Annotated in this window: 25 protein-coding genes and 7 tRNA genes; 13 read left to right on the plus strand and 19 right to left on the minus strand. The window is 73.2% G+C overall.

What is annotated here, in order from left to right:
* Positions 1-33: 33 nt before the first annotated feature.
* On the minus strand, positions 34-723 hold the full coding sequence (locus tag ACFV9H_RS24570) for a DUF6882 domain-containing protein (RefSeq protein WP_385401842.1): 690 nt from the start codon (positions 721-723) through the stop codon (positions 34-36).
* A gap of 88 nt (positions 724-811) precedes the next feature.
* On the opposite strand from ACFV9H_RS24570, the gene ACFV9H_RS24575 reads away from it, so the two are divergent.
* A complete protein-coding gene (locus ACFV9H_RS24575; RefSeq protein ID WP_385401845.1) occupies positions 812-1,213 on the plus strand; it encodes a DUF1992 domain-containing protein in 402 nt (133 codons plus the stop codon).
* Here the strand turns inward: ACFV9H_RS24575 and ACFV9H_RS24580 are convergent, their stop codons facing one another.
* Together ACFV9H_RS24580 and thrS are read right to left on the minus strand one after the other, a co-directional pair.
* Complete coding sequence (locus ACFV9H_RS24580) at positions 1,214-1,774, minus strand: HIT family protein (protein WP_385401848.1); 561 nt, start codon at positions 1,772-1,774, stop codon at positions 1,214-1,216.
* Between the two features lie 70 nt (positions 1,775-1,844).
* Complete coding sequence (gene thrS / locus ACFV9H_RS24585) at positions 1,845-3,821, minus strand: threonine--tRNA ligase (protein ID WP_385401850.1); 1,977 nt, start codon at positions 3,819-3,821, stop codon at positions 1,845-1,847.
* Positions 3,822-4,009: 188 nt separating this feature from the next.
* Here thrS and ACFV9H_RS24590 point away from each other — a divergent pair, with 188 nt between their 5' ends.
* Complete coding sequence (locus ACFV9H_RS24590; RefSeq protein ID WP_385401851.1) at positions 4,010-4,486, plus strand: GNAT family N-acetyltransferase; 477 nt, start codon at positions 4,010-4,012, stop codon at positions 4,484-4,486.
* Between the two features lie 42 nt (positions 4,487-4,528).
* On the opposite strand, the gene ACFV9H_RS24595 is transcribed toward ACFV9H_RS24590, so the two are convergent.
* Both ACFV9H_RS24595 and ACFV9H_RS24600 read right to left on the minus strand, forming a co-directional pair.
* Positions 4,529-5,740, minus strand: a complete 1,212-nt coding sequence (locus tag ACFV9H_RS24595; protein WP_385401853.1) for a hypothetical protein — start codon at positions 5,738-5,740, stop codon at positions 4,529-4,531.
* Positions 5,740-6,342, minus strand: a complete 603-nt coding sequence (locus ACFV9H_RS24600; protein WP_385401856.1) for a DUF4365 domain-containing protein — start codon at positions 6,340-6,342, stop codon at positions 5,740-5,742. Before ACFV9H_RS24600 ends, ACFV9H_RS24595 begins: the two co-directional genes overlap by 1 nt.
* 206 nt (positions 6,343-6,548) lie before the next feature.
* Between ACFV9H_RS24600 and ACFV9H_RS24605 the strand changes: the two genes are divergently transcribed.
* Entirely contained in the window at positions 6,549-7,274 is a 726-nt protein-coding gene (locus ACFV9H_RS24605) for a 3'-5' exonuclease (RefSeq protein WP_385401859.1), read from the plus strand.
* A 68-nt stretch (positions 7,275-7,342) separates the two neighbouring features.
* On the opposite strand, the gene ACFV9H_RS24610 is transcribed toward ACFV9H_RS24605, so the two are convergent.
* Together ACFV9H_RS24610 and ACFV9H_RS24615 are read right to left on the minus strand one after the other, a co-directional pair.
* Positions 7,343-7,414: transfer RNA gene (locus ACFV9H_RS24610), tRNA-Val, on the minus strand.
* A gap of 38 nt (positions 7,415-7,452) precedes the next feature.
* Positions 7,453-7,944 carry an SRPBCC family protein gene (locus tag ACFV9H_RS24615; RefSeq protein ID WP_385401861.1) on the minus strand — a complete coding sequence of 164 codons (492 nt, stop codon included), beginning with the start codon at positions 7,942-7,944 and terminating at the stop codon, positions 7,453-7,455.
* A gap of 113 nt (positions 7,945-8,057) precedes the next feature.
* Between ACFV9H_RS24615 and ACFV9H_RS24620 the strand changes: the two genes are divergently transcribed.
* Positions 8,058-10,388, plus strand: coding sequence for an SCO7613 C-terminal domain-containing membrane protein (locus ACFV9H_RS24620; protein WP_385401863.1), 2,331 nt, complete (start codon positions 8,058-8,060; stop codon positions 10,386-10,388).
* A 48-nt stretch (positions 10,389-10,436) separates the two neighbouring features.
* Here ACFV9H_RS24620 and ACFV9H_RS24625 read toward each other — a convergent pair.
* Positions 10,437-10,508: transfer RNA gene (locus tag ACFV9H_RS24625), tRNA-Val, on the minus strand.
* A gap of 46 nt (positions 10,509-10,554) precedes the next feature.
* On the minus strand, positions 10,555-11,001 hold the full coding sequence (locus ACFV9H_RS24630; RefSeq protein WP_385401865.1) for a TIGR02611 family protein: 447 nt from the start codon (positions 10,999-11,001) through the stop codon (positions 10,555-10,557).
* Positions 11,002-11,190: 189 nt separating this feature from the next.
* Between ACFV9H_RS24630 and ACFV9H_RS24635 the strand changes: the two genes are divergently transcribed.
* Positions 11,191-11,604 carry an SsgA family sporulation/cell division regulator gene (locus ACFV9H_RS24635; protein WP_030011909.1) on the plus strand — a complete coding sequence of 138 codons (414 nt, stop codon included), beginning with the start codon at positions 11,191-11,193 and terminating at the stop codon, positions 11,602-11,604.
* Positions 11,605-11,803: 199 nt separating this feature from the next.
* A complete protein-coding gene (locus tag ACFV9H_RS24640; RefSeq protein ID WP_385401868.1) occupies positions 11,804-12,406 on the plus strand; it encodes a CGNR zinc finger domain-containing protein in 603 nt (200 codons plus the stop codon).
* Here the strand turns inward: ACFV9H_RS24640 and ACFV9H_RS24645 are convergent.
* Together ACFV9H_RS24645 and ACFV9H_RS24650 are read right to left on the minus strand one after the other, a co-directional pair.
* Complete coding sequence (locus tag ACFV9H_RS24645; RefSeq protein WP_385401870.1) at positions 12,365-12,538, minus strand: hypothetical protein; 174 nt, start codon at positions 12,536-12,538, stop codon at positions 12,365-12,367. The genes ACFV9H_RS24640 and ACFV9H_RS24645 overlap by 42 nt on opposite strands.
* A 109-nt stretch (positions 12,539-12,647) precedes the next feature.
* Positions 12,648-13,079, minus strand: a complete 432-nt coding sequence (locus tag ACFV9H_RS24650) for a hypothetical protein (protein WP_385401873.1) — start codon at positions 13,077-13,079, stop codon at positions 12,648-12,650.
* 159 nt (positions 13,080-13,238) lie between these two features.
* Here ACFV9H_RS24650 and ACFV9H_RS24655 point away from each other — a divergent pair, with 159 nt between their 5' ends.
* Positions 13,239-13,733 carry a DsbA family protein gene (locus ACFV9H_RS24655; protein ID WP_385401875.1) on the plus strand — a complete coding sequence of 165 codons (495 nt, stop codon included), beginning with the start codon at positions 13,239-13,241 and terminating at the stop codon, positions 13,731-13,733.
* Here ACFV9H_RS24655 and ACFV9H_RS24660 read toward each other — a convergent pair.
* The 3 genes from ACFV9H_RS24660 to ACFV9H_RS24670 are packed head-to-tail and all read right to left on the minus strand — an operon-like array spanning position 13,730 to position 16,510.
* Positions 13,730-14,572 (minus strand): GNAT family N-acetyltransferase, encoded by an 843-nt coding sequence (locus tag ACFV9H_RS24660; protein WP_385401878.1) that lies wholly within the window; start codon positions 14,570-14,572, stop codon positions 13,730-13,732. The genes ACFV9H_RS24655 and ACFV9H_RS24660 overlap by 4 nt on opposite strands.
* Positions 14,573-14,616: 44 nt before the next feature.
* Positions 14,617-15,438 carry an aminotransferase class IV gene (locus ACFV9H_RS24665; protein WP_385401880.1) on the minus strand — a complete coding sequence of 274 codons (822 nt, stop codon included), beginning with the start codon at positions 15,436-15,438 and terminating at the stop codon, positions 14,617-14,619.
* A gap of 13 nt (positions 15,439-15,451) precedes the next feature.
* The gene (locus ACFV9H_RS24670; RefSeq protein WP_385401883.1) at positions 15,452-16,510 is read right to left on the minus strand and encodes a chorismate-binding protein; all 1,059 of its coding nucleotides are present in this window, start codon (positions 16,508-16,510) and stop codon (positions 15,452-15,454) included.
* Between the two features lie 180 nt (positions 16,511-16,690).
* Between ACFV9H_RS24670 and ACFV9H_RS24675 the strand changes: the two genes are divergently transcribed.
* The 5 genes from ACFV9H_RS24675 (at position 16,691) to ACFV9H_RS24695 (ending at position 17,164) form a co-directional block, all read left to right on the plus strand.
* Positions 16,691-16,763: transfer RNA gene (locus ACFV9H_RS24675), tRNA-Gly, on the plus strand.
* A 41-nt stretch (positions 16,764-16,804) separates the two neighbouring features.
* Positions 16,805-16,878, plus strand: a tRNA-Cys gene (locus ACFV9H_RS24680).
* 1 nt (position 16,879) lies between these two features.
* A tRNA-Val gene (locus ACFV9H_RS24685) sits at positions 16,880-16,951 on the plus strand.
* A 19-nt stretch (positions 16,952-16,970) separates the two neighbouring features.
* Positions 16,971-17,042: transfer RNA gene (locus ACFV9H_RS24690), tRNA-Val, on the plus strand.
* 47 nt (positions 17,043-17,089) lie between these two features.
* Positions 17,090-17,164 (plus strand) — tRNA-Val (locus ACFV9H_RS24695).
* Positions 17,165-17,212: 48 nt separating this feature from the next.
* Here the strand turns inward: ACFV9H_RS24695 and ACFV9H_RS24700 are convergent.
* From ACFV9H_RS24700 to ACFV9H_RS24710, 3 genes are all read right to left on the minus strand, one after another.
* Complete coding sequence (locus ACFV9H_RS24700; RefSeq protein WP_385401886.1) at positions 17,213-17,509, minus strand: zf-TFIIB domain-containing protein; 297 nt, start codon at positions 17,507-17,509, stop codon at positions 17,213-17,215.
* Positions 17,510-17,590: 81 nt separating this feature from the next.
* The gene (locus ACFV9H_RS24705) at positions 17,591-18,532 is read right to left on the minus strand and encodes an aminoglycoside phosphotransferase family protein (protein ID WP_385401888.1); all 942 of its coding nucleotides are present in this window, start codon (positions 18,530-18,532) and stop codon (positions 17,591-17,593) included.
* A gap of 226 nt (positions 18,533-18,758) precedes the next feature.
* Positions 18,759-18,944 carry a hypothetical protein gene (locus ACFV9H_RS24710; protein ID WP_037797219.1) on the minus strand — a complete coding sequence of 62 codons (186 nt, stop codon included), beginning with the start codon at positions 18,942-18,944 and terminating at the stop codon, positions 18,759-18,761.
* A gap of 562 nt (positions 18,945-19,506) precedes the next feature.
* On the opposite strand from ACFV9H_RS24710, the gene ACFV9H_RS24715 reads away from it, so the two are divergent.
* Positions 19,507-20,706 (plus strand): protein kinase, encoded by a 1,200-nt coding sequence (locus ACFV9H_RS24715; RefSeq protein ID WP_385401891.1) that lies wholly within the window; start codon positions 19,507-19,509, stop codon positions 20,704-20,706.
* A gap of 5 nt (positions 20,707-20,711) precedes the next feature.
* Here the strand turns inward: ACFV9H_RS24715 and ACFV9H_RS24720 are convergent, their stop codons facing one another.
* A complete protein-coding gene (locus ACFV9H_RS24720) occupies positions 20,712-21,524 on the minus strand; it encodes a TrmH family RNA methyltransferase (RefSeq protein ID WP_385401893.1) in 813 nt (270 codons plus the stop codon).
* Positions 21,525-21,566: 42 nt separating this feature from the next.
* Positions 21,567-22,799, minus strand: coding sequence for a uroporphyrinogen-III C-methyltransferase (cobA, locus tag ACFV9H_RS24725; RefSeq protein ID WP_385401896.1), 1,233 nt, complete (start codon positions 22,797-22,799; stop codon positions 21,567-21,569).
* Positions 22,800-23,086: the final 287 nt, after the last annotated feature.

The following is a 23,086-nucleotide window of genomic DNA, read 5'->3' on the forward strand; positions in this document are numbered from 1 at the left end:
GGCGACGGGGCCGACGGCCGGCGGCCCGGCGGGTCAGGGCCGCGCGGTGAGGCTCACTTCCGCGATGCGGCCGAGCGCGTCGAAGTCGATCCGCGCCGCGCCCCCGCCGGGCAGCTCGGCCGTGACCCGGTCCCCGGTCTCGTGCACCGGAACACCGTGATGGTCGAAGTACCCGGTGACGACGCGGCGGGGGGCATGGCCGATCAGCGAGGCCCCGGTGACGAGGGTCCGCGGCAGGGAGACCGGATCCAGTGGGGCCCGGGGGACCTGCGGGTCGTCCGGCAGGAAGTACACCCGCGTGCCGGGTCCCGCCTCGACGCCGATGTAGCCGGGGGCCTCGGCCACGCCCATGCCGGCGAAGGCCAGGGTCTCCGCCGCGATCCGCGGGTCGGGGAAGCCCGACAGGTCCAGGGTCTCCTCGGTGAACTCGGCTATGCCACGGGCCCGTCCGTAACGCTCCACCGCGGCCGCCAGGGCGACGGCTTCGGTGCCGCGCAGACCCGGGTTGGCCCAGCCCCACATCCACGACTGCTCGTCCGAGTCATAGGTGCCCAGGACCGAGACCCGCAGCGCGAGGCCGCCCTGGCGGTACAGGCAGGCTTCCAGGTCCGCCGTCCAGGGCCCCTCGGTCAGGAAGTCGGTCAGGGCCTGCAGCTGCGCGGCGCCCCAGGCCGCGTGGAGCTCCGCCTCGGACAGGAACTCGTCGCCGAATCGCGTGATCATGGTCACCGACCCTACGCGGGCCCGTGCCGGGCGGGGTGGCCTGGGTAGGCTGGAGCCACCGAGGCCGTCGCATCCCCGAGGGGGCACCGTGACCGAGCGCAAACCGCCTGGCGTCGACATCGAGTCGTGGGTGGACCGGCAGATCAGGGAGGCCGCCGATCGCGGCGAGTTCGAGGAGCTGCCGGGCTTCGGCAAGCCGCTGGCCTCGCTCGACGCGCCGTACGACGAGCTGTGGTGGATCAAGGGCAAGATGCACCGCGAGGGCTTCGCCGCCCTGCCGCCGGCCCTCGCGCTGCGCAAGGAGGCCGAGGACGCGCTGGAGGCGGCCCGTGCTGCCCGGTCCGAGCGCCAGGTCCGGGCGATCCTCACCGAGGTCAACGAGAAGATCGCCGCGGCCCTGCGCATGCCGGCGCCGGGGCCGCCGCTGAACCTGACCGAGTTCGACGTCGAGGGTGTACTGGAGGAGTGGCGCGCGGCCCGCGCCGCCTGATCAGCCCGTGGGCCAGGCGTCCGCGAGCATCTGCCGGGTGTCCGCGAGGAGCTGCGGCAGGACGCGGGTGTGACCGACGATCGGCATGAAGTTCGTGTCCCCGCCCCAGCGGGGCACGATGTGCTGGTGCAGGTGCGCGGCGATGCCGGCACCGGCGGCGCTGCCCTGGTTCATGCCGATGTTGAATCCGTGTGCCCCGGACGCCTTGCGCAGCGCGACCATGGCCCGCTTGGTGAGGTCCGCCAGCTCGGCGGTCTCCAGGGAGTCCAGATCGGTGTAGTCGGCGACGTGCCGGTACGGGACGACCATGAGGTGGCCGCCGTTGTACGGGTAGAGGTTGAGCACCGCGTAGACGTGCTTGCCGCGGGCGACGACCAGCCCGTCCTCGTCGGACATCTCCGGAATCCCGCAGAAGGGACACCCGTCGCCGGCCTCGGGGCCGGTGGGCTTGTTCTCGCCCTGGATGTAGGCCATCCGATGCGGGGTCCACAGGCGCTGGAACCCGTCATGCGTGCCAACGCCGTTCTGCTGCTCCGGCTCACTCGTCATGGCGGCAAGCATATGACCTTGCCGGTACGGACGGAGAAGGCCCCCGGAAAGTGATCACTTCCCGGGGGCCCCACCCTGAGGATCAGACCTGGACGCGGTCCGCGACGACCTTGGCCAGCTTGGCCAGCGCCTCGTCCTTCGGGATGCCGTTCTCCTGCGAACCGTCGCGGTAGCGGAAGGACACGGTGCCCGCGGCCATGTCCTCGTCACCGACGATGATCATGAAGGGGACCTTGAGCTTCTGGTGGTTGCGGATCTTCTTCTGCATGCGGTCGGAGGAGGCGTCCACCTCGACCCGCAGACCCTGCTTCTTCGCCGCCGCGGCGAACTCCTGCAGGTACTCGACGTGCCCGTCGCCGATCGGGATGCCGACCGCCTGGACCGGGGCCAGCCACGGCGGCATGGCGCCCGCGTAGTGCTCCAGCAGCACGGCGAAGAACCGCTCGATCGAGCCGAAGAGCGCGCGGTGGATCATGACCGGGCGCTGGCGCGAGCCGTCCGGGGCGGTGTACTCGAGGTTGAAGCGCTCGGGCAGGTTGAAGTCGAGCTGGACGGTGGACATCTGCCAGGTACGGCCGATGGCGTCGCGCGCCTGCACGGAGATCTTCGGGCCGTAGAAGGCCGCGCCGCCCGGGTCGGGGGTCAGGGGCAGGCCCTGCTTCTCGGCGACCTGCTGGAGGACGGCGGTGGCCTCCTCCCACACCTCGTCCGAACCGACGAACTTCTCCGGGTCCTTGGTGGACAGCTCCAGGTAGAAGTCGGTCAGACCGTAGTCGCGCAGCAGGTTCAGCACGAAGGTGAGCGTGCGGTCGAGCTCCTCCGCCATCTGCTCACGGGTGCAGTAGATGTGCGCGTCGTCCTGGGTGAAGCCCCGGGCGCGGGTCAGGCCGTGCACGACGCCCGACTTCTCGTACCGGTACACGGTGCCGAACTCGAACAGGCGCAGCGGCAGTTCGCGGTAGGAGCGGCCGCGCGCGTCGAAGATCAGGTTGTGCATCGGGCAGTTCATGGGCTTGAGGTAGTAGTCGGTACCACCGTCGAGCTGCATGGGGGGGTACATGCCCTCCGCGTACCAGTCCAGGTGACCGCTCTTCTCGAAGAGGGCGCCCTTGGTGGCGTGCGGGGAGTAGACGAACTCGTAGCCCTCTTCCTCGTGCCGGCGGCGCGAGTAGTCCTCCATGGTCCGGCGGATGATGCCGCCGCGCGGGTGGAAGACGGCGAGGCCGGAGCCGATCTCGTCCGGGATGGAGAAGAGGTCCAGCTCGTTGCCGAGCTTGCGGTGGTCGCGCTTCTCGGCCTCGGCGAGGAAGTCGAGGTGGGCCTTCAGCTCCTCCTTCGACGGCCACGCGGTGCCGTAGATGCGCTGGAGCATCGGGTTCTTCTCGCTGCCGCGCCAGTAGGCCGCCGCGTTGCGCATCAGCTTGAACGCCGGGATGTTCCGGGTGGTCGGCAGGTGCGGACCGCGACACAGGTCCTTCCAGCACAGCTCGCCGGTCTTCGCGTCAAGGTTGTCGTAGATGGTCAGCTCGCCGCCGCCCACCTCGACGTTCGCGCCGTCGTCGGTCGAGGCCGAACCCTTGATGCCGATGAGCTCCAGCTTGTACGGCTCGTCCGCGAGCTCCTCGCGGGCCGCCTCGTCGGTGACCACGCGCCGCGCGAACCGCTGCCCGCGCTTCTGGATCTCCTGCATCTTCTTCTCGACGGCCTTCAGATCCTCCGGGGTGAAGGGCCGGGCCACGTCGAAGTCGTAGTAGAAGCCGTCACGAACCGGCGGGCCGATGCCCAGCTTGGCCTCGGGGAACAGCTCCTGCACGGCCTGCGCCATGACGTGCGCGGTCGAGTGGCGAAGGATGTTCAGGCCGTCCTCGGAGGAGATCTCCACCGGCTCGACGGTCTCGCCGTCCTTCACCTCGTAGCTGAGGTCCTTGAGCTCGCCGGCGACACGCGCGGCGACGATGGTGCGCTCGCCGACGAAGAGCTCCGCCGCCGTAGTGCCCGTGGCCACCACGCGCTCGTCCCGCTCGGAATCGCGTTGGATGATCACACGGACGTCTGACACCGGTCTCTCCTGACTCAGGGGGTGCGCGAGCGAACGCTGCGCGCCTGAATCGTACCGAGCGGAGTGGCCGCGCCGCTAAACGGTTACCGGCTGGGCGGATCTCCCCGCCCCGGAGGGGCCCCGCCCCACCCCAAGCCCCGGCCCGGGCCCGCGCCGGCTGTGGCCGCGGCGACGGTAGCGTGGTCCGTATGCCGAGCCCGCAGATACGCCCGCTGGACCTCGCCGACGATGTCACCGCGGCCGCCGTGCACCGGATCGGGCGCGCCGCGTACGCGGTGGAGGCGGAGCTCATCGGCTTCGACGGGATCCCGGCGCTGCGCGAGAGCCTCGCGGAAATGCGGGCGCAGGAGCTGAACTGGGTCGGTGCCGTCTGCGAGGGCGGGGAGATCGCCGGCTTCCTCGCCTGGGCGGAAGAGGCCGACGGCAGCGTGTGCGTCGACCGGCTCTGCGTGGACCCGGCCTGGTTCCGCCGGGGCATCGCGTCGCTGCTGCTGGGCCACGTACCGGCCGACCGCACCGCCACGGTGACGACGGGGGCGGACAACACCCCCGCGGTCGCCCTCTACGAGCGCCTGGGATTCACCCGCGGCGCGGACTTCTCCCCCGCCCCGGGCCTGCGGATGGCCTCCTTCTCCCGCACCGGGTCATCCGTACGACGGAAGTGAGCGGGCAGTCCCCCGTCCCGTGGCCGTCAAGGACGACAGGCCCTAGTCGTCCGTCGGGTCGAACGTCGTGTCCAGGGACTTCATCAGCCGGTCGCGCTCGACCTCGTCCAGCGGGACAGGGGTCACACCGGCCGCGTGTGTCAGGCGGCGGAAGCCGCCCCGGCGGTGGAGTCGCCCGGTCAGCTTGATCGGCAGGCCCACCAGGTGCGCGTGGCCCGCCACCCGGTACGCCTCCTCGTCCAGCTCCGCCCGGATCGACGAGACCTCCGCCCCGGCGAGGACCCGCAGCCGTACCGTCCCGCCGCCGCCCGGCGCGGAGCGCCGCATGCGTACGACCGTGCCCACCACCCGCACCGTGACCGCGGGCTCGTCCCGGGTGTAGCGGGCCGCGGCCTCCCGCAGTACCAGGAGGTCGCCCGGGGAGAACTCCACCGGCTCGGGCCGCGCCGCGCACCCCGCCGGGACCCCCGCGGCGGGCGCCCACGCGAGCGTGATCCGTGCTCCCTCCGAGCCCCGGACCAGCGCGATGAGCCCGTCCGCGAGCTCCCGGCTGACCCCCGCCTCCACCGCCGCGTCGAAGGCCTCCATGCCGCCGGTGGCCCGCCGGTAGTCCACGGCCTCGCGGGCCGCGTGCAGGGCGTGGTGCAACCGCTTCACCGTGCCCCGACCCCCGTCCACGGGGACGTACGCGGTGAGTCGGCGGCCGCCCGGCGAGGGCCCCACCAGCACCCCGTCCAGCGCCCGTTCGGCCTGTCCGCGGTGGCGGGCCCCGTAGTAGCCGGCCCGTGCCCTGTCCGCCAGGGCGCCTGCCATCAGCACCCGCCGGGCCGCCGAGCGCAGTTGCTCCTGCGCCGTCCAGTCGGCCTCGCCCTGGAGGCGCTGCGGTCCCTGGGGGATCTCCCGCTCCCAGCGGATCTCGTCGCTGGGCACGCTCAGCCCGTACAGCACCTCCCGCGCCGAGGGCAGCCCGCTGCGCGAGAGCGCCGTGAGCGCCTCTTCCAGCAGGTCCGCGCAGTCGGGGAAGGCGCTGTTCTCCGGTACGAGCAGGCTCGTACCGGAGCCGCCCGCGCGGTGGGCGGCGGCCGGCGGCGTCCAACGCCCGTAGCGTCCGGCGGCCCCGCCGCGCCGCAACCAGCCGTGCCGGTGCAGGAGCGCGCCCAGCACCGCGGGGTCGACCTCCCCGGGGTCGGGCACGGCCGGGTCCGCGAACTCCGGGGGCGGCAGCGGTTCGAGGTGCGGCGGGTTCCAGTGCATCAGGGTGTCCCTCCCGACCCGACCCGGGTCATGATCTCGCACAGCGCGCGGTCGTCGAAGATCCGCGTGGTCGGGATCCGTACGGTGGTCCGGCGCCGGCCGGTCACGGGGTGTCCCGCGAGGTTGGTCCAGTAGCAGCAGTGCCGCAGGTCGAGCCGGTCGTGGCCGGCGGCGAGCCACTGGTCGCGCTCGCGCGGGACGAGCATCACGACGAGGATCTTGTGGACGGCGACCGGGGTGCGGGCCAGTTTCACCAGGTGTTCGTTGTCGAGCGTGAAGGCGAACGTGGGCCCGGCCGGCCTCGGCGGTATCTGGTACGTCGCCTTCAACTGCACCTTGATGGTGACCTCGTCGTCTACGACGTGTTCGGGGGCGCCGTGGCTGACGTGCCAGTCGATGCCGTTGTCGGGAAAGGGCTGCGAGAGCGAGCAACCGGCCGCCGCGGCGACGGCGTGCAGGTATCCCACCTGAAGGGTCTCCATGCAGGCGGTGGTGGCGAGCGTGCCGCGCAGCGGTCCGTTCCGCGCTGCGCCCGGCTCTCCGGTGCGCGGATCGATCTGCAACGCCGGCACCCCGCTCGGTTCGGGCTGCGCGAGCGCCATGGCCGGCTCCCCATGCCTTCCGGGCTCTGCCGTGTCTGGTGGGTGGGGTGATGACCGGTCATGTGTACGGCCCCCCAGGGGTGTTGTCTCCGCACCCGGGTTCCCGCAAACGGCGTACGCGGCAAACAGCCCGGGTATCACCGATTCGGGCAAGGACGGCGTGATCCGGGCGCCGCCATCTGCCGACCGTGGACGAGGAGTTCGCCATGACACGCTGGTACGAGGGCCCGCTGGCCGCATTTGACACCGAGACGACCGGGGTGGACGTCGAGCAGGACCGGATCGTGTCCGCCGCGCTCATCGTCCAGGAGTGTGCGGGCGGCCGGGTCCGCACCACGCGCTGGCTGGTCAATCCCGGGATTCCGGTGCCCCCGGGCGCCACGGAAGTGCACGGCCTCACCGACGAGCACCTGCAACTCCACGGCCGCTGGCCGGCCCCGGTGGTGGAGGAGATAGCCCGGGCGCTCGGGGAGCAGCAGGTGGCGGGCCGCCCGGTGGTGGTGATGAACGCGCCGTTCGATCTGACGTTGCTGGACCGGGAGTTGCGCCGGCACCGGGCGTCCTCGCTGGCCCGGTACCTGGACAACCGGCCGCTGACGGTGCTGGATCCCCGGGTGCTGGACAAGCATCTGGACCGGTACCGCAAGGGCCGCCGGACGCTGACGGACCTGTGCGCGCACTACGGGATAGAGCTGGAGGGCGCCCACGACGCGGCGGCCGACGCGCAGGCCTCGCTGGAGCTCGTACGGGCGGTGGGCCGCCGGTTCGCGGCGCGCCTGGAGCGGCTGACCCCGGCCGAACTGCACACGCTGCAGGCGGTGTGGCACGCGGCACAGGCGCGCGGCCTGCAGGCGTGGTTCGCGCGCCAGGGCACGCCGGAGCCGGTGGACCCGCACTGGCCGTTGCGGCCGGACCTGTCGACGGCGGCCTAGTGCTGTGGCGGTCACGTCCGTGAAATGCGGAAGGCCGGTCCGTCGTAAGACGGACCGGCCTGTCCCGGTGGGCGATACTGGGATCGAACCAGTGACCCCTTCGGTGTGAACGAAGTGCTCTCCCGCTGAGCTAATCGCCCGGGAACGCACTGAACAATACAGAAGCCTTGGGGCTGGTTCAAACCGCTTCCGGTGAGCGGGCCAGCCGGGCCGCAAGACCGCGTCGCCCGGCCCGCATCATCAGGGCGTGGTTGAGCCGGAACACCGGCCTCCCCGGCAGCGCGAGCAGCCGCATCAGCGGCAGCCGCACCTCGACCTCCTGCTCGTACAGTGCCCGGGTGCGCGGGGCGCCGGTCGCCCGACCGCGCGGCCGTACGGTCCACCGCGCCCAACCGTCGAGATCGCCGCGCAGGGCCACCTCCAGGAGTCCCCGCCGCGGGTCGTGCAGGAGCCGGGTGGCGGTGACGTGGAGGGAGTACGGCAGGGCCGAGCGGATGGTGGCGGTGCCGCTGCGCTCGTCGAGCTCCTCGACGTGGCGGATCTGGGGCCACCACCGCGGGTACTCGCCGGGGAGTTCCAGTACGGCGAAGACCCGCGCGGGCGGGGCGTCGAGGTCCCACACACTGCGGAATCGGTAGCGGTTCCAGCGGTCCCGGTGGCTGCGGTCCATGGATCCAGTGTGGCGCGCGTCGGGTTCGCGTGGGCCCGCTTCGTACGTACTCAGGGCACATCTGAGTACGCACACCCATGTTCTGACCACGTGACCGCCGCCACACTCCGGATATGAACACGCCCCTGTCACCGACCGAAGAGCTGGCGCTCATCGACCGCGAGTTGACTCAACTGGACACCCGCCGGCAGTACTTGCTGGCCCGCAGGGACTGGCTGCTGCGGCTGCTGCACGCAGCCGGGCCGATGCAGGCGCCCCCCGCCCTGGTGGCCGGCTCGCCGGCCGGGCCCGCGAACGACGCCTCCGCTCCGAGCGCGCAGAACGTGCTGCTCACCCTCGGCGCCGTCCTGCTGGCGGTGGCCGCGCTGGCGTTCACGCTGGTGAGCTGGGGCTCGCTCGGGATCGCCGGCCGCGCGGTGGTGCTCGGCGCGGTGACGGCGGCGGCGTTGGCCGCGCCCGCGTGGCTGCTGCGCCGTGGGCTGCGCTCGACGGCGGAGTCGGTCGCGGCGGTGGGGCTGCTGCTGACGGTGCTGGACGCGTACGCGCTGTACGCGGTCGGCCGGCCGGACGTCGATCCCCGGGCGTACGCGGCGGGGGCGGCCGCGGTGCTGGCCGCCGTTTGGGCCGGGTACGGGATGGCCCTGCGCGCACTGCGCATCCCGCTGCCGGCGGCGGTTCTGGCGGCCCAGCTCCCGCTGCCGCTCGCGGCCCTGGCCGCGCAGGCGGACCCGCTGGAGCTCGCCTGGGCGCTGCTGGCGACGGCCGCACTGGACGCGGCGCTCGCGCTGCGGCTGCGGTGGGCCGGGCTCCCCGCCGCCGTTTCGGCCGCGGCCGCGCTGCTGATCGGGGTGTCCGAGTCCTGGTCGGCGGCCTCGGCGTCGGAGGCGTGGCCCCCGTCGGCGCTGCTGCTGGCGGGCGCGGCCCTCGCGGTGGCCGTGGCCTGGCGGGAGCCGCGCGCCTGGGTCGCGGCGCTGGTGGGCGGGCTCCTGGCGGTGGTGGCCCTGGGCGGCGTGTCCCGACCGGAACTCGATCCCGCCTGGTCGGTGGTGGTGCACCTGCTGGTGGCGCTGCCCCTGCTGGCGACCGTACGGGTCCACGGGCTCCCGGCGCAGGTCCGGCGGGGGCTGGGCCGGGCCGGCGCGGTGGTGGGCGCCCTGACGGCGGCGGCCGGGTGGTTGGCGGTGGCTCCGGCGCTGCTGGGCCGGGTCCGGGTGCTGGACGAGGTGTGGGCCGCGACGACCCCGGCCGCGGATCCGTACGGGGCGGGGGCGGCCGTCACGGTGGGCCTGCTGCTGACGGCGGGGGCCGCCTGGTGGCTGTCGCGGGTGCTGTCCCGGCCGGAGCCGGCGGCGGTGGCGGCGGTCCTCGCCTGGGCGGGGCTGTTCACGGCTCCGGTGCTGCTGGGCTTCCCGGTGGCGATGGTGTTCGCCGCGCAGCTGGCGGTGACGGCGGCGGCCGGGCTGCTCGCGCTGCGGTCCCCGGCGCGCGGGACCGCTATCGCGGCCGGCGTGTGCGCGCTGGTCGGGGCCGCGAACGTGTCCCTGGGCGCGCTGGACGGCCGGCTGGCGACCTTCGCGGTGTGGGGGCTGCTGGGCGCGCTCGGCGCGGTCGCGGCGGCGTACGGGCCCGCCGCGCGCTGGGCCCGCGCCGGGGCGGCGGCGTGCGCCGTCGGTTACACGACGGGGCTGCTGGTGGCCGCGGCGGCCCTCACGGACCTGGCGGTGGTGTGGTGGGCGCTCCCGGTGCTCGCGGTCCCGGCCGGGGTGGCGGCGCTCGGGCCGCGGCTCGGCGGCGCCCGGCTGCCCGCGGAGATCGCGGCGGGCGCGGCCGGCGCCCTGGCGGTGACCCTGTCGGCCGGCCGGGCCGGGACACTGGCCCTGGTCCTGGCACTGCTCGGGGTGGTCTGCGCGGGGGCGGCGGTACGGCCGGAGCGGCGCGTACTGGGCTGGGCGGCGGGGGCGCTGTTCGTGGCGGCGACGTGGGTCCGGCTGGCCGATTCCGGGGTCACGGCGCCGGAGGCGTACACCCTCCCGGTGACGCTGCCCGCCCTGGCGGTGGGCCTGCTGCGGCGGCGCAAGGACCCCTCGGCCTCTTCGTGGACGGCGTACGGCCCCGGGCTGTCCGCGACCCTGGTGCCGAGCCTGTTGGCGGCCTGGGGTGATCCGGACTGGGTGCGCCCGCTCCTGCTGGGCGTGGCCGCGCTGGCCGTGACCCTGGCGGGCGCCCGGCGCCGGCTCCAGGCCCCGCTGCTGCTGGGCGGCGCGGTGCTGGCGGTGGTGGCGCTGCACGAGCTGGCCCCGTACGTGGTGCAGGTGGCGGGGGCGCTGCCGCGCTGGGTGCCGCCGGCGCTGGCGGGACTGCTGCTGCTGGCGGTGGGGGCGACGTACGAGAAGCGGCTGCGCGACGCCCGCCGCCTGCGGGACGTGATCGCCGGACTCGGCTGAACGCCAGAGGCCCGGAGACTGTGAAAGTCTCCGGGCCTCTGGTCCGGGTGGGCGATACTGGGTTCGAACCAGTGACCCCTTCGGTGTGAACGAAGTGCTCTCCCACTGAGCTAATCGCCCGGACGCACCGCAAACATTACCGCATGTCAGCGGTGCTCCTTGACCATCACTGGTCCTTGATGTTCCAGGGCAGGACGAGCCCGTACTTCCACAGGTAGAAGCCGATCAGCGCGCCCGCGATGACGAGGCCGACGGTGGTCAGGATGATGTTGCGGCGGCGGACCTTCGGGTCGAGCGCCTTCTGAGCGGCCTCGGTGACCTTGCGCTTGGTCCAGCGCAGCACGAGGTGGGCCCAGGCGAACTCGGTGGCCCAGATCGCCAGGCCCGCGAAGATCGCCACCCAGCCGGGGCCGGGCAGCACGAGCATCGCGACGCCGGCGCCGATGACGGCCAGGCCGACGATGAAGACGCCGACCTGCCAGCTCAGGTGCAGGCTGCGGCGGGCCTTGATGAAGGCGGGCGCCTTCGACACGTGCGGCGCCTCCTCGGCGCCCGCGTCGGCTCCGGTCGCCTCGGCGGGCTCGTTGGTCCCGTGGTCACTCCCCGTATTCATGACCTCGAATCTACCCGAGTCGGAAGCACAGCCGGAAGCACATGGGAATGGCGCTTTGGATCCGCCGTCCGAGGGACCCAGAGGTCCGCAAAACGGTCAGAGGGGTTTACAACGGCACCGTAGGTGGCATGTCGATTTCGCCGACGTGCGAATCCCCGAGCGCACACTGAGCGAAAGGCCCTGGCGCTTATGAACACCACGGTCAGCTGCGAGCTGCACCTGCGCCTCGTTGTGTCGAGCGAGTCCTCACTGCCTGTTCCCGCGGGCCTGCGGTATGACACGGCCGACCCCTACGCCGTGCACGCCACCTTCCACACCGGCGCCGAGGAGACGGTCGAATGGGTATTCGCCCGCGACCTCCTGGCGGAGGGCCTCCACCGGCCCACCGGTACCGGCGACGTCCGCGTCTGGCCGTCCCGCAGCCACGGTCAGGGCGTCGTCTGCATCGCCCTGAGCTCACCGGAGGGAGAAGCACTGCTCGAAGCACCAGCCCGAGCACTGGAGTCATTCCTCAAGCGGACGGATGCCGCGGTCCCACCCGGGACCGAGCACCGGCACTTCGACCTCGACAAGGAGCTCTCCCACATCCTGGCGGAAAGCTGAGCCAGGCCTACACCCGCACGACACCGTCCGACTCGGGGCGACGGTGCGTGTCGGACAACCACATACGGACGTGCCGGCGCTGTTCTCGCGGAAGCCACCCGCGTGGACGGCGCCCGTGCGCGTTGGAGTGACCCGCTAGAGTCGGCCCCCAGCGGCGGCACAGGTCGTCGCCGCAGGCCCGGCCCCTGAGGGAGACCCCGTGCAGATCCCCCACGACACCCGTCGCGCGCTCGACGTCGTCGTCGCGCTGGTGAACACCGCGGCCGAGTCGGACCAGCCCGACGGGCTCGCGGACATCGCCGCGCTGCGCGCGTTCGTCCAGGAGTACGCGATCAGCGACGTCGGCGAACTCGGCGCCCGCGACCTCGCGGGCGTGCGTACGGTGCGCAGCAAGTTCGCGCAGGTCTTCGCCGCGGCGAGCCCGCGCGCCGCGTCCACCCTGATCAACGAGCTCGTGGCCACGGCGGGCACCACCCCGCAGCTGACCGACCACGACGGCTACGACTGGCACGTGCACTACTTCGCGCCGGGCGCCTCGGTGGGCGACCACCTGGCGGCCGACGGCGGCATGGCACTGGCCTTCATCGTGGTCTCCGGCGAGCAGGAGCGGCTGCGCCGGTGCGAGGCCCCGGACTGCCGGCGCGCGTTCGTGGACCTCTCTCGGAACCGCTCGCGGCGCTACTGCGACAGCCGGACCTGCGGGAACAGGCTGCACGTGGCGGCGTACCGGGCCCGGCGCAAGGGAGCCGACGCGGGGCCGTCAGAGCATGAAGAGGTCGTGTACGGCGGCGAGGAGCAGTAGGACCCCGATCACCGTCAGGAAGATCATCAGGGGCGGCTGGGACAGGGCGAAGAGGCAGCCTCTCGGCTCCTCGGCAACGGGGGCGGGGACCGGCGCGGGAACCGACGGCTCACCCTGCGATGTCTCGAGCATGTCGGGGCGATGATGGCGCAGCGCGCCGGCGACCGCCCTTCAACACGCCAATATCCGCCAGGCAGTTCGCCCGATCTCGTGGATCACGGCCCGATTCCGGGACCTCCGGTCAGATGCCGTGCTTCTTGAGGATGGCCTCGATGTCGGAGAAATCGTCCCCGGCGCCCGCGGCCGTCGGCTTCTGGCCCGCCGTGTTCTGCGGGCGGGAGGCGGTGCCGGCACCGAGGGAAGGCGCGGAGGCGGCCGGGGCGACGGCCTCGGGGGCCCTTCCGGCCTTCTTGCCGAGGCCCCGGCGCTCGACGGCACGGGTGGTGAGGAAGAGCAGCCAGGCCACGCCCAGGAGTCCGAAGCCGATCCAGACGGTCGGCTTGAAGACGATCCCGGACACCCAATCCACGACACCGGTCATCACGAGGGCGACGGGCACCAGCGAGTACGCGGCGATCCGCGTGGCGGCCAGGAACCTCTTGCGGTAGGCGGTCAGCGCGGCGATGCCCAGGCCCGCCGCGGACACCGCGGAACATATGGTCTCGGCGAGCATGCGGTCCTCCGGCGGTTCGACGGCTGGGTGATCTGTCCCCATCCATCCTGCACCGGCCCTCGCCCCGGCTGCCAGGTCCAAAGCCGCGACCGAGCGGATCTCCGGGTCGGACCTCATCCCTGAGGAGTGGGCGCGTGAGCGGGCTGGGAGACTGGGGGCATGACCGATTCCGTGATCCTCGACGTCTGGTGCGAACTCCAGTGCCCGGACTGCCACAGCGCTCTGGACGACGTACGCGCCCTGCGGGCCCGCTACGGCGACCGGCTGGACATCCGGCTGCGCCACTTCCCGCTGGAGAAGCACAAGCACGCCTTCGCCGCCGCGCAGGCCGCCGAGGAGGCCCTTGAGCAGGGGCAGGGCTGGGCGTACGCGGAGGCCGTACTGGCCAGGACCGCGGAGCTGTCCGAGCGCGGCGAGTCGGTGCTGTTGGACGTGGCGCGCGAACTTGGCCTGGACGTCGAGGAGTTCGACACCGCCCTGATCGACGGCCGGCACATCCTGATCGTCGACGCCGACCAGGCCGAGGGCAAGGCGATCGGCGTGACCGGCACCCCGACGTACGTGATCGACGGCGAACGCCTCGACGGCGGCAAGAGCCAGGACGGCCTGCGGGCCCGCATCGAAGAGATCGCCGACCGACTGCTGGCCGGCTAGATCAGTTCCTTCCTCGCGTTCACCGTCGTGTCCCGGTAGCCGAGCGACGCGTAGAGCCGTCGGGCCGGGGTGTTGTCCTCGTGGACGTGCAGGCCCAGCCGGCGGGCGCCCGCGGCGAGCGCGGTGTGCTCGGCCAGCAGCATGAGGGTCCGCCCGTGCCCCTGCCGACGGTGCTCGGCGGCGACGTCGACGTCCCAGACGTACGGGATGGGGCCGAAGCCGGGCAGGTCGCGCTCCCCCACCCACAGGGTGCCCAGGATCGCCCCGTCCGGCGCCTGCAGGAGGAGGAGGGCCGCGCCGGGGGTGTCCCGCCCGGCCGGCAGCAGCACGACGTGCTCGGCGCGGGACGCGGCCAGGGCCCGCTCGGCCGTCATGCCGGGGGTGACGAGGTGGTGGCTGTACTCCACGACGGCCCGCTCCACCCAGGCTTCGTACTCGGCCTGGCTCATCGGGCGACCGCTGCTGCCCTCCGGGAGGGCCGGGGGCTCGGCCGGCACCTCCTTCACCTGGACCCGGCCGGTCACCCGGTAGCCGAGGGTCTCGGCCATCCGAAGCGCCGGCGCCGCGTCGGCGGGTACCGACACGGCGATGCTCGTGCAGCCCCAGGAGCGCAGCACTTCCTCGGCGGCGAGCGCGCCGACCGTGCCGCGCCCGCGCCGCCGGTCCGGCTCGTCGATCCACAGTCCTCTGATCACCCCGATCTCGGGCTGGGCCGCCGAGCGGGTGGCCAGTTCGAGCGAGCCGACGCGCCGGTTGTTCACCCGGACCTCGTACGTCCGCGAGCGGGTGCCGTCACTGTTGCGCTGGAGCGGCTGTGCGGGCCGCAGGGTAGTGGTCATCACCTGGTGTTGTACCTGCCGCGCGGCCCCGCGTCACCGGTGTTTCACGGATCCAGGTCCGCGCCGGCCTTCGCGTCGAAGATCCGCATGGCCTCGGCGGTGACCGGGCCGGGCGTGGGGGCGAGCTCGCGCGCGTCGATCCGTACGACCGCCTGGACGTCGCGCAGCGAGGACGTCAGGAAGATCTCCTCGGCCTGCTCCAGGGCCTCGAAGGGCAGGTCGGTCTCCTTGGCGCCGGCCCACTCGACGACGAGGGCGCGGGTGATGCCGGCCAGGCATCCGGAGGCCACCGGCGGGGTGTGCAGCTGCCCGTCGAGGACGACGAAGACGTTCGACCCGGTGCCCTCGCAGAGTCGGCCGAGAGTGTTGGCGAGGAGCGCCTCGGAGGCGCCGGACCGGTGGGCGGCGGCGAGGGCGACGACGTTCTCCGCGTACGAGGTGGTCTTCAGTCCGGCCACGGCGGAGCGCTCGTTGCGGACCCAGGGCACCGTGACGACGGCCGTGGTGTCGGGGCGGCGGACGGACTCGGCGACGGCCACGATCAGGGTGGGGCCGCTCGCGCCCCGGTCGGAGCCGAGCGGGGAGAGGCCGCCGGTGTAGGTGACGCGCAGTCGCCCGTGCTCCACCGGGTTGGCTTCGAGTACGGCGGCGCAGGCCCGGCGCACCTCGTCGTGGTCGGGGTCCGGCAGGCCGAGGCCGCGGGCCGAGCGGGTCAGCCGCTCCAGGTGGCGGGTGAGCGCGAAAGCGCGGCCCCGCTCCGCCTTGAGGGTTTCGAAGACGCCGTCCCCCACGGTCAGCCCGTGGTCGAAGACGGACACCTTCGCGCTGTCCACGTCCCGAAGTGCTCCGTCGAGCCAGATGCTCACCGTGCGGCCCCTCTCACGATCCCGTTCGTCCTGTTGCCTGATGCGCCCCCGACGCTACCCGCAGCAGCCGGGCGGCCTTCAGCTCGGTCTCCGCCCACTCGCGGTCGGGGTCGGAGCCCCAGGTGATGCCGGCGCCGGTGCCGAAGAGCAGGCGGGGGCCGCCGGGGGCCTCGCGGTCGATCCAGAAGGTGCGGATGCCGACCGCGAGCTCGGCGGCGCCCCGGTCGGCGTCGACCCAGCCGATGCCGCCGCAGTAGGGGCCGCGGGGGGCGGTCTCCAGGGCCTCGATGATCCGCAGGGCGGAGGATTTGGGGGCCCCGGTGACGGAGCCGGGCGGGAAGGTGGCCTCCAGGAGCTCGGGCCAGCCCGCGCCGTCGGCGAGTTCTCCGCTGACGGTGGAGACGAGGTGGACCAGGCCCGGGTGCTCCTCGACGGCGCACAGCTCGGGGACGGTGACGGAGCCGGTGGCGCAGACGCGACCGAGGTCGTTGCGCACGAGGTCCACGATCATCACGTTCTCGGCGTGGTCCTTGGGCAGCAGGTCGGCGACGGTGCGGCCGGTGCCCTTGATGGGGCCGGACTCGACGTGGCGGCCGGTGCGGCGCAGGAACAGTTCCGGGGAGGCGGTGGCGATCTCCACGCCGTGCGCGGGCAGCCGAATCGTTCCTGCGTAGGGCGCGGGGTTGCCGCGCGCGAGGAGCGCGGTGAGCGCGTCGACATCGGCCCCCGCGGGATCGGGCAGTGGCGCGGACATCACGCGGCAGAGGTTGGCCTGGTAGACCTCGCCGGCGGCGATGTGCTCCCGGATGCGGCGGACGCCGGCCACGTACGCGGCGCGGTCCAGCGAGGACGTCCACTCGTCGGCGCCGGGCCCGTGCCAGGCGCCGGGGACGGGAGCGGGGACGGGATCGGGGCGTATGTCCCCGAAGCGTGCGCAGACGAGCCGACCTTCGAAGTCGGCGGCCACCGCCCAGAAGCCGGTGGAGTCGAGGGCACCAGGGTCGCTGGTGACGTCTCGGAGGTCGGTCGCGAGGAGGCCGCCGAAGCGGGCCATGGGAGGCAGGTCGTGCACGGCTGCGAGTCTATGACCGGTGACGCGACGGCGCCGGAGAGGTGACGGTCGCGTGACCGCTGGTGATCGAGCGGCAGCACGCTGCGGAAACGCGTTTTTGAGCTGGCCCGGGAATCCGCTAGAGTTCAACACGTCGCCAGGGAGCGAAGGGGGAAAACCCCGGAGCGAACACGGTGACCTGCGGACGTAGCTCAGTTGGTAGAGCACCACCTTGCCAAGGTGGATGTCGCGAGTTCGAGTCTCGTCGTCCGCTCGAAGTGGGGGTCTTCTTCCCGAGAACCCCCGCAGCTCCATGGTGGAGTGGCCGAGAGGCGAGGCAACGGCCTGCAAAGCCGTCTACACGGGTTCAAATCCCGTCTCCACCTCCAAGGACGATTAGCTCAGCGGGAGAGCGCTTCCCTGACACGGAAGAGGTCACTGGTTCAATCCCAGTATCGTCCACTGGTCCGCAAGGATCCCCGCGCGATTAGCTCAGCGGGAGAGCGCTTCCCTGACACGGAAGAGGTCACTGGTTCAATCCCAGTATCGCGCACGCAGCACCTGTACGACGTGCACCACCTGCGGCCCCGTGCCGTACCCGCGCGATTAGCTCAGCGGGAGAGCGCTTCCCTGACACGGAAGAGGTCACTGGTTCAATCCCAGTATCGCGCACCACCCGAAAGCCCCGGCCGTCTCACGGCCGGGGCTTTCGCGTTGCCCGCCTCAGGAGGAGAAGAGCATCCGGCCGAAGCCGCCGCGGTGGTGGTGGCCGTGGCCGCCGTGGTGCGGGGCGCCCCAGGCGGGGGCGGGGGCCACGTGCTGGGGCGGGTACGGGGCCGGCGGCGCGGCGGGCGGGGGAACCTGGCCGTACTGCTGGGAGGTGTACTGGGACTCCAGGCGGGTCAGCGCCTCCAGTTCGCCGTAGTCGAGGAAGATGCCGCGGCAGCCGCTGCACTGCTCTATCTGGACACCGTTGCGGTTGTAGGTGTGCATCATCGCGTGACACTTCGGACACTGCATGGGCGGTTCAACTCCTCGGCGTGAACGGCGTGGACGGGCCACCGGATGACCGGATGCATGCCCGGTGGCGCGGAGCTCACCCTACGACGGAGGCTCTCGTTCCAAGTCGTCCGGGAGGGCCGCTATTCGCGCGCAGGCGTCCACCATCAGCCGCTCCCCCTCGTCGAGTCGGCGCCGCCCTTCCGCCGCCTTGGCCAGTGCGAGGGCCGCCGTCTGTACGGTGAGCGCGCGGGCGGCGAGGTCGAGTTCCGGCCAGGGGTCGCTGCCGGGCGGTCCGGCGGCCGGGCCCCCGGCGGCCCGGTAGGCGTCGAGGAAGCGCTGCCAGGCTTCGGGGGCGAGCAGCCCGGCGGCGTACCAGGCGGCGGGGCGCCCGAGGTCCCAGGTGGGGGTGCCGACGCCGAGGTCGTCGACGTCGATGAGGAACCAGGGCCCCTGCGGGGCGGGGTAGCGGACGAGCTGCCCGAGGTGCAGGTCCCCGTGGCACAGCGCCCCGCCCGGCGGCGCCTGCGCCGCTCCGCGCGCCCAGGCGGGCAGCGTCCGCGCGGCGGTCCGTACGGAGCGCACCTCGCCCGGGTCCGGGCCGATGGGCAGGGCCTCCGCCAGCCGCAGGCGGTCGAGGGCGCGGGCCAGCTTGGCCGGGCCGCGCATCGGCGGGAGCGGGCCCGGGAGGGCGGCGAGCGGGGTCCGGTGCAGGGCGGCCAGGAGCCCGGCGGTCGCCTCCCAGGGGGCCTCCTCGGGACGCTGCGGGTCGACGGGGGCCCCGTAGGGCCACAGAGAGACCGGCCGGTCCTGCACCCGTCCGGGCACGGGCAGCAGTGGGGGCAGCAGTACGCCGCCGAGTGCCTGGTGGCCGGCGATCCGCAGCCGCACCGCGAGGGCCTCGTGGTCGGCGTCCCCGGCGTGCGCCTTGGCCACGACCTCGCCGCAGCGCACCACGGTGCCGTCGTCACGGTCCGCGAGGAGGGCGTACGGAAGCGGTTGGGCGGTGCAGGCGGCGAGGGCCTCGGGCAGCGAGTCGGTCATGGGAACCCCGGGGTGGGTGGTGCGGCAGCAGCCTCCCGGGGATCGTACGCCGAGCAGGGCGGATCGGGGCAGGACATCCGGGCATGAAAAAGGGTGCTGCCCGTCCGACTCCCCAGTCGTACGGGCAGCACCCTTCACCTGCCGTCCGTCGTCGTTCCCCCGTCCCCACGGGGTTCGACAGGCCGATGTCCCGGTCCGGGCCGCTCTCCCGGACCCGGGGCGCCGCTCAGCGCCCCAGCATCACGCCAACGGACGACGCCTGTGCCGCCACCTGGTCGAAACCTCCGAAGAGGAAGAGCAGGAGGGCGGCCAGGGGGAGGACCATGGCCGCGGCCACCAGTGGGTGGCGCGTACCGGACTCATGGCCGTTGAACGCGAATGCCTTGCGTCCCTGCCGTGCGATGTCCGCCATGGTCCTCTCCCTGTCGATTCGGCAGCGGCGGGCTATTACCTCGGGGGACGAGAGCACTGCCCGCCGCTTGACTTCAACACTAGGCGGGCGGGGGTCCCGTGGCCTCATGCCCTCGTACCCTTTGGCGGGCCTCCCGGAGGATGACGGGCCGTACCCGGTGTACTCCCCTGGGTGGAGATCGTCCCCCGTGAGTCGGGGTCTTCCCGGAGGGGATGACCGGAGCGTAGTGACTTCGCTCACTTCCGTCACTCCCCGCACACGGGTGTCCGTCCACCGTGCCCCGGCAAGATCGACTCGCTGCGGGCGGCATACGGGTGTCACCCGGCGGGCCGCGGCGGCGGCGGGTGACCGCTCCCCCGCCCCAACCGCCTTGGGGAACAAGCCGTTTGGGGACGGGTGGCCGCGCGCGTTCGGAGCGGCGCGGACTCCCTGAGGATCCCTCAAGTGTGTTGTGCCGTACTGACGATCGAATCTCTCGGCGAGGGCGCGGCCTCTGAGCGCGCATGCCGGATGGTCCGTAAGCTGTGCCACGTCAACAGGACGACCGGTCAGCGGGGTGGACATGGCGATGATGCGGCTCCGGCGCGAGGACCCGCGTGTCGTCGGCTCGTTCAGACTGCACCGACGGCTCGGCGCCGGCGGCATGGGCGTGGTCTACCTGGGATCGGACCGGCGCGGGCAGCGCGTCGCGCTGAAGGTGATCCGGCCGGATCTGGCCGAGGACCAGGAGTTCCGCTCGCGGTTCGCCCGCGAGGTGTCCGCCGCCCGGCGGATCCGTGGCGGGTGCACCGCCCGTCTGGTGGCGGCGGACCTGGAGGCCGAGCGCCCGTGGTTCGCCACCCAGTACGTTCCCGGGCCCTCGCTGCACGACAAGGTGACCGAGGAAGGCCCGCTCACGGCCTCGCAGATCGCGGCGATCGGCGCCGCCCTGTCCGAGGGGCTGGTCGCCGTGCACGAGGCGGGGGTCGTCCACCGGGACCTCAAGCCCTCGAACATCCTGCTCTCCCCCAAGGGCCCGCGGATCATCGACTTCGGGATCGCCTGGGCCACCGGCGCGAGCACCCTCACCCATGTGGGCACCGCCGTGGGCTCCCCCGGCTTCCTCGCACCCGAGCAGGTTCGCGGCGCCGCCGTCACCCCGGCCACCGACGTCTTCGCGCTCGGCGCCACCCTGGCCTACGCGGCGACCGCCGACTCGCCCTTCGGGCACGGCAGTTCCGAGGTCATGCTGTACCGCGTGGTGCACGAGGAGCCCCACCTGCAGGGCGTCCCGGACGCGCTCGCGCCCCTCGTACGGGCCTGCCTGGCCAAGGACCCCGAGGACCGGCCCAGCACGCTCCAGCTGTCGATGCGGCTCAAGGAGATCGCGGCCCGCGAGGCGCAGGGGCTGTCGGAGGTCCGCCCGCCGGCGCAGCGCGCCCGGACCGAGCGGCCGACGGGACGGCTCCCCGAGGGCGCCGAGCCGTACGCCGACCAGCGCACGGAGCGTCGTACCGGCGGCGGTTCCGCGCCCCGGGGCCAGGGCGGGGTCCCGAGCGGACCGCACTCGCGGCCCTCGTCCTCCCGCAACCCGCGCGGCGCGGGCGGCCCGTCCTCGCGGCCGACCGCGGGGCGTACGGGGGGCCGCCCGGCGCCCCGGACGACCGGGACGGGGCGGCGTCCCTCGCGGCCGGACCCGCGGCTGATGCGGCAGCGGCTGATCGTGTTCGTCCTGGTGACGCTGATCGTGGCCCTGGGCATCGCGGCGGCCCAGAAGCTCTAGGCGACTTACGAGCGGCCGCCGGCCACCGCGTAGAAGGCGACGGCGGCCGCGGCGCCCACGTTCAGCGAGTCCACGCCGTGCGCCATGGGGATGCGTACCCACTCGTCGGCGGCGACCAGCGCCTGGGTGGACAGGCCGTCGCCCTCGGCGCCCAGCATCAGCGCCACCCGCTCCAGGGACTGCGGGGCGGCCACGTCGATCGGCGAGGCCTTCTGGTGCGGGGTGAGGGCGAGCAGCTTGAACCCGGCCTCGCGCACCGAGTCCAGGCTCTTCGGCCAGGCCTCCAGGCGGGCGTAGGGGACGGAGAAGACCGCGCCCATGGAGACCTTCACCGAGCGGCGGTAGAGCGGGTCCGCGCAGTCCGGTGACAGCAGCACCGCGTCCATGCCGAGGGCGGCGGCACTACGGAAGATGGCACCGATGTTGGTGTGGTCGTTGACCGCTTCCATGACGACCACGCGGCGGGTCGTCGCCAGCAGCTCGTCGGCCGTCGGCAGCGGCTTGCGCTGCATGGAGGCGAGGGCGCCGCGGTGCACGTGGTAGCCCGTGACGCGTTCGGCGAGCTCGGGACTGACGGCGTAGACCGGGGCCGGGAGCTCGTCGATGACGTCGCGCATGACATCGACCCACTTGGCCGAGAGCAGCATCGAGCGCATCTCGTACCCGGCGTCCTTGGCACGTCTGATGACCTTCTCGCCCTCGGCGATGAAAAGGCCTTCCGCGGGCTCGCGCCGGCGCCGGAGTTCGACGTCGGTCAGTCCCGTGTAGTCGCGCAGGCGCGGGTCGTCGGGGTCTTCGACGGTGATGAGATCAGCCACAGGGTGATACTGCCTTGTCCTGGGTGCGGTGCCAACGGCCTGTCAGGCGTTGGTGGTGGGAAGCGCGTCGCCGGGGGCGTTGACCCGGACGACTTCGCCGATCACGATGACGGCCGGCGGGCGGACCTCCTCCGCGCGGACCCGCTCGCCGACCGTGGCGAGGGTGGCGTCCACCCGGCGCTGGGTGGCCGTGGTGCCCTCCTGGACGACCGCGACCGGGGTCTCGGGCGAACGGCCGTGCCGGACCAGGGCCTCGGCGATCAGGCCGATCTTGTCGACGCCCATCAGGATCACCAGGGTGCCGGTGAGCTTGGCGAGGGAGGCCCAGTCCACGAGGGAGCGCGGGTCGTCGGGGCCGACGTGGCCGCTGACCACGGTGAACTCGTGGGCCACGCCCCGGTGGGTGACCGGGATGCCGACGGCGCCGGGCACCGAGATGGAGCTGGAGATGCCGGGGACCACGGTGCAGGGGATGCCCGCCTCCGCGAGGGCCTGGAGCTCCTCCATGCCACGGCCGAAGACGTACGGATCCCCGCCCTTGAGGCGGACCACGGCCTTGCCGGCCTTGGCGTGCTCGATCAGGGCGTTGTTGATGGCCTCCTGGGCCATGTACCGGCCGTACGGGATCTTCGCCGCGTCGATGACCTCGACGTGCGGGGGGAGCTCGTCGAGGAGGTCGCGGGGGCCGAGCCGGTCGGCGATGACGACGTCGGCCTCGGCGAGGAGGCGGCGGCCGCGCACGGTGATGAGGTCGGGGTCGCCGGGACCGCCGCCCACGAGCGACACGCCGGGGGTGTGCGGACGGGCGGCGGTGAGGGAGCCGTCGCGCAGGCCTTCGACGACCGCGTCGCGGACGGCGGCGGAGCGGCGGGGGTCGTTGCCGCTCAGGACGGCGACGGTGACGCCCTCGACGCGGCCGGTGGCCGGGGTCCAGGCGGTGGCGGCCTCGGCGTCGTCGGCCCGGACGCACCAGACCCGCTCGCGCTCGGCCTCGGCGGAGGCGGCGTCGTTGGCGGCGCGGTCCCGGGTGGCGATGAGGGCGTACCAGGCGCCCGCGAGGTCGCCGTCCTCGTAGCGACGGCGCTCCCAGCGGATCTCGCCGGTCTCGGCCATGGCGTCCACGGAAGGGGTGGCGGACGGCGAGATCAGGAGGACGTCGGCGCCGGCCGCGATGAGCGCGGGGAGGCGGCGCTGGGCGACCTGCCCGCCGCCGATGACGACGACGCGGCGGCCGGCGAGTCGGAGACCGACGGGGTACGCGGGGTGTTCGGCCATGGCGGTGCGGCTCCTGATGCGGCGGTCGTTCTGTTGTGCCGCTGCGGCGTTGGAGCGGCGGAGTACTGACGTGCGGTTATGTGGTGCGGGTCCACCATACGGCGCGGGCCGGGCGGTGGCGCGGGGCGGTCCGACCCGCTGCGCGGGGCTCCTGGGGCTCCGCCCCGGACCCCGCTCCTCAAACGCCGGAGGGGCTGGATGTGCCGCTGCGCGGCACCCTGGGCTCCGCCCAGACCCGCGCCTCAAACGCCGGCGGGGCTGGAATTGCCCTGCGGGCAATCCAGCCG

It is taken from the genome of Streptomyces sp. NPDC059874 (assembly GCF_042731135.1).
Lineage (GTDB): Bacteria > Actinomycetota > Actinomycetes > Streptomycetales > Streptomycetaceae > Streptomyces.

Bases quoted from the DNA above. Each gene is read 5' to 3' on its own strand.
- ACFV9H_RS24590 (WP_385401851.1), top strand. From the start codon at position 4,010: ATGCCGAGCCCGCAGATACGCCCGCTGGACCTCGCCGACGATGTCACC.
- ACFV9H_RS24570 (WP_385401842.1), bottom strand. From the start codon at position 723: ATGATCACGCGATTCGGCGACGAGTTCCTGTCCGAGGCGGAGCTCCAC.
- ACFV9H_RS24710 (WP_037797219.1), bottom strand. From the start codon at position 18,944: ATGGCGGACATCGCACGGCAGGGACGCAAGGCATTCGCGTTCAACGGC.
- ACFV9H_RS24700 (WP_385401886.1), bottom strand. From the start codon at position 17,509: ATGCAGTGTCCGAAGTGTCACGCGATGATGCACACCTACAACCGCAAC.
- ACFV9H_RS24650 (WP_385401873.1), bottom strand. From the start codon at position 13,079: ATGCTCGCCGAGACCATATGTTCCGCGGTGTCCGCGGCGGGCCTGGGC.
- ACFV9H_RS24615 (WP_385401861.1), bottom strand. From the start codon at position 7,944: ATGGACCGCAGCCACCGGGACCGCTGGAACCGCTACCGATTCCGCAGT.
- ACFV9H_RS24715 (WP_385401891.1), top strand. From the start codon at position 19,507: ATGGCGATGATGCGGCTCCGGCGCGAGGACCCGCGTGTCGTCGGCTCG.
- ACFV9H_RS24595 (WP_385401853.1), bottom strand. From the start codon at position 5,740: ATGCACTGGAACCCGCCGCACCTCGAACCGCTGCCGCCCCCGGAGTTC.
- ACFV9H_RS24620 (WP_385401863.1), top strand. From the start codon at position 8,058: ATGAACACGCCCCTGTCACCGACCGAAGAGCTGGCGCTCATCGACCGC.
- ACFV9H_RS24635 (WP_030011909.1), top strand. From the start codon at position 11,191: ATGAACACCACGGTCAGCTGCGAGCTGCACCTGCGCCTCGTTGTGTCG.
- ACFV9H_RS24655 (WP_385401875.1), top strand. From the start codon at position 13,239: ATGACCGATTCCGTGATCCTCGACGTCTGGTGCGAACTCCAGTGCCCG.
- ACFV9H_RS24600 (WP_385401856.1), bottom strand. From the start codon at position 6,342: ATGGCGCTCGCGCAGCCCGAACCGAGCGGGGTGCCGGCGTTGCAGATC.
- ACFV9H_RS24605 (WP_385401859.1), top strand. From the start codon at position 6,549: ATGACACGCTGGTACGAGGGCCCGCTGGCCGCATTTGACACCGAGACG.
- ACFV9H_RS24705 (WP_385401888.1), bottom strand. From the start codon at position 18,532: ATGACCGACTCGCTGCCCGAGGCCCTCGCCGCCTGCACCGCCCAACCG.
- ACFV9H_RS24660 (WP_385401878.1), bottom strand. From the start codon at position 14,572: ATGACCACTACCCTGCGGCCCGCACAGCCGCTCCAGCGCAACAGTGAC.
- ACFV9H_RS24630 (WP_385401865.1), bottom strand. From the start codon at position 11,001: ATGAATACGGGGAGTGACCACGGGACCAACGAGCCCGCCGAGGCGACC.
- cobA (WP_385401896.1), bottom strand. From the start codon at position 22,799: ATGGCCGAACACCCCGCGTACCCCGTCGGTCTCCGACTCGCCGGCCGC.
- ACFV9H_RS24580 (WP_385401848.1), bottom strand. From the start codon at position 1,774: ATGCTTGCCGCCATGACGAGTGAGCCGGAGCAGCAGAACGGCGTTGGC.
- ACFV9H_RS24645 (WP_385401870.1), bottom strand. From the start codon at position 12,538: ATGCTCGAGACATCGCAGGGTGAGCCGTCGGTTCCCGCGCCGGTCCCC.